Annotated in this window: 5 protein-coding genes; all 5 read left to right on the top strand. The window is 60.3% G+C overall.

Translation table 11 applies throughout. The features are described 5' to 3' along the window. On the top strand, nucleotides 1–149 hold a 149-nt coding region (locus B2994_RS07570; RefSeq protein ID WP_414630611.1), incomplete at its 5' end, for a helix-turn-helix domain-containing protein. Continuing rightward, nucleotides 136–1,188, top strand: coding sequence for a CHAP domain-containing protein (locus tag B2994_RS00455; RefSeq protein WP_291526453.1), 1,053 nt, complete (start codon nucleotides 136–138; stop codon nucleotides 1,186–1,188). The genes B2994_RS07570 and B2994_RS00455, both read left to right, overlap by 14 nt. A gap of 173 nt (nucleotides 1,189–1,361) precedes the next feature. Then, nucleotides 1,362–1,733: a hypothetical protein gene (locus B2994_RS00450; protein ID WP_291526452.1), complete on the top strand. Its 372-nt coding sequence runs from the start codon at nucleotides 1,362–1,364 to the stop codon at nucleotides 1,731–1,733. A gap of 162 nt (nucleotides 1,734–1,895) precedes the next feature. Further along, entirely contained in the window at nucleotides 1,896–2,276 is a 381-nt protein-coding gene (locus B2994_RS00445) for a single-stranded DNA-binding protein (protein WP_291526451.1), read from the top strand. Between the two features lie 58 nt (nucleotides 2,277–2,334). Continuing rightward, entirely contained in the window at nucleotides 2,335–2,682 is a 348-nt protein-coding gene (locus B2994_RS00440; RefSeq protein ID WP_291526450.1) for a hypothetical protein, read from the top strand. Nucleotides 2,683–2,897: the final 215 nt, after the last annotated feature.

Below are 2,897 nucleotides of genomic sequence, written 5' to 3'. Positions count from 1 at the left end.
AGGTCAGCGGCAACACGGTCACCCGTTTGATCAGGCAGGGGAAGATTCCGGCGATACGTGTGGGACGGTGCTGGAGGATTCCACGCGATGACATGGCCCGATGGCTTGACGCGCACAGCACGACGGGTGGCCGTGATGGATTCCGGTGATTCGTCGACAGGTCCCGTCGCAGTCGCCTGCATCGCGTTCATAACGGTCGCCGCGGTGTTCGCCGCGCCGTTCCTCACATTGGGACTCGCCATCGCCGACGGTGGAGTCGAACCGTCATCAAGCGGGCTCACGGGAGTCCCCGACGAATATCTCGCCGACGTGCAAAGGGCGGGCTCCATCTGCGCCGAGGTGACGCCGCAGATCATCGCGGCGCAGCTGGATGCGGAATCGGGATGGAACCCCACCGCCACAAGTTCCGCCGGGGCTCAGGGCATCGCCCAATTCATGCCGGGCACGTGGGAGGCGCATGGCATGGATGGCGACGGTGACGACAAGGCCGACATCCTCAACGCGCATGATGCGATCTGGAGCCAAGGCAACTACATGTGCCGCTTGGTCGAGGAGGTCAAGGCGCTGAAGGCGAACGGCACGGTGTCGGGAGACGTCACCGAACTCGCCTTGGCCGCATACAACGCCGGGGTCGGCGCGGTCCGCGACCATGGAGGCATTCCCCCATATCAGGAGACGCGGCGCTACGTCGAGCGGATCATCGAATGGGCGAGGACCAAATACACGATGTCGAGAGGCGGCATGGCCGTCGGGCAGCTTTCCCCGAAGCTCGTCATGCTCGACGACACCCAGATCGACATCGCGGCCATGAACATCGCCGCGACCTGGTATGGAGGGCCAAGCGGCTACACCTACAAGCAGTGCACTTGGTGGGCCGCGTCACGCCGACAGAACATCGGAAGGCCGGTCGATGCCCATATGGGCAACGGTGGATATTGGGTCGAATCGGCGAGGCGTCTCGGATACCAGTACGGCAAGGACCCCCAGCCGGGTGATGTGATGACGATCCGTCCGGGAACGCTTGGTTCGGATGCGACGTACGGCCATGTGGCGGTGGTCGAGCAGGTCGATGCCGATGGCGGCATCGTCATCAGCGAATCCGGTTCGATCCTCCCCGCGCCGATTCTCACCCGATACTCGAGGACGCAGCTGGATGCGGTGCGGGACAATATCTGGTTCATTCACTGAGTCCAAATCACCGTGTTCCTCCTACATGTGGCGTCTTCCCTCCTACGATGATTATTTAAATAAATATATTTATTTAATGCAACGCACGCCACATGACCGCATCGCGAGACGCCATCACTCACCATATGAACGAAAAGGATAGTTTTCTGCCTTTTTCGAGAGAGAATCATCAGGTGACTGACACTACGAGGAACGAACAACGCTGGACTTCGATCGACAAGGCGGCAATCGAGACAATCCGCGAGTGGATGACCCAGGGAACCGTCAGGCGCACCATGAAAGACTGCGCGCAAGTACTGCAATGCTCGTACCCACGCGTCCGAGCCCAGTTCCGTTACCTGTACAGTCCATTGACGTTGGGTGATTTCATGAAGCTTTGCGCGTATTTCGAGAAGGATCCGACCGAAGCGTGGCTCGAGGTGCTGCACCGCGCGTATCTGATGGACGGCGACGATGCGAAAGCGGCAAAGACCGGCCGTCGCGAGGCCACGATCAAGGCGCTGGCAGCCGCGCTCAGCGCGGTCGATCTTCCTTCCCGGGAGTAACGAACTTTCCGATAGTCGCATCGGACACCCCCGTTTTCTGTTAGACTGATACGACCCGCGCAAGGAGGCAGGCAGTAACCCTTCTCGACCCCGACATCCACCTTGCGCGGCTTACTCATGCGGCGACGACGCCGCATGCGAACGAACAGTCAAGGAGGATGCATGGCGTTCGACGGCGATCGGGTTGTCTGGAAGGCGGGCAATCTCACCAAGCCCCCTATTTTCCGCACTTACGATGATGGCAACGAGGTCGTCTACCTCTCCCTCGCCATCGACCATCAGGGCAAGCCCACCGAATTCCTGGACGTCCAGGCGCGTGGGCTCAACAAGGAATACATCAAGGTCCAGGATTTTGACGCCGGCGATTTCGTGATCGTCGGCGGAACCTTGGCGACGCGCACGAAGACGACCGGCCAACAGGTGCCGGTGCTGCGTGTATCGGTCATCACCAAGGAGACCAGCTTCAGCTACAAGCCCCTTGACTGGCGGTATCTCGACAAGACAAGGCAGACACAACCCGGACAGGACGGCGACGCGGTCTGATTACGGACGGTCCTGTTCCATTTAACGACGAAACGCATTTTCACAGAGAGAAGAAGATATGGCAACGTTTTTAGAAGAGGTACTCTGCCAAATCGCCGCCGAACGGCTGGCGAACGGCGAACCCGTCCGCCGATTCATGGTCGAGGTGCGCGGATCGCACATGATCGGCATCGATTGCGACCTGATCGAACGCGTCTACGAGCACGCGATGTCCAGCGACGTGCTTGACGAGATACGTTCCGCATGGATGTCGCACGCCGAACGGCACGGCATGGATCCCGTCGAGGCCACGGAGGACTTCACCATGACCCTGGCGGCGTTCCTGGCGGGCCTGATGTCCGACGGACGTCTGGCCGGCATGCACGACGCGCTTCCGGCACCATCCTTGGATACGGCCATGCCATGACCCATCCCGACGCAACGAATCCCGATATTCTGACTCCACGCCAGATCGCCAGTCTGAACGTACGGATGACTAGGACGTAAAAGGCAGGATGGAGACGCATAATGACACAACCGAACCTACGGATGCGGAGCCCTGGGACGGGACACCGCAAGCCCCAGGCAGGCCCCAGACGGGAAAGCCCTCCGGATATGGAAAAGGGGTCGTCCCCCTGACGG

This window comes from Bifidobacterium sp. UBA744 (assembly GCA_002298605.1).
Taxonomy (GTDB): Bacteria; Actinomycetota; Actinomycetes; order Actinomycetales; family Bifidobacteriaceae; genus Bifidobacterium.
This window is presented reverse-complemented; position numbering and strand designations above follow the sequence as displayed.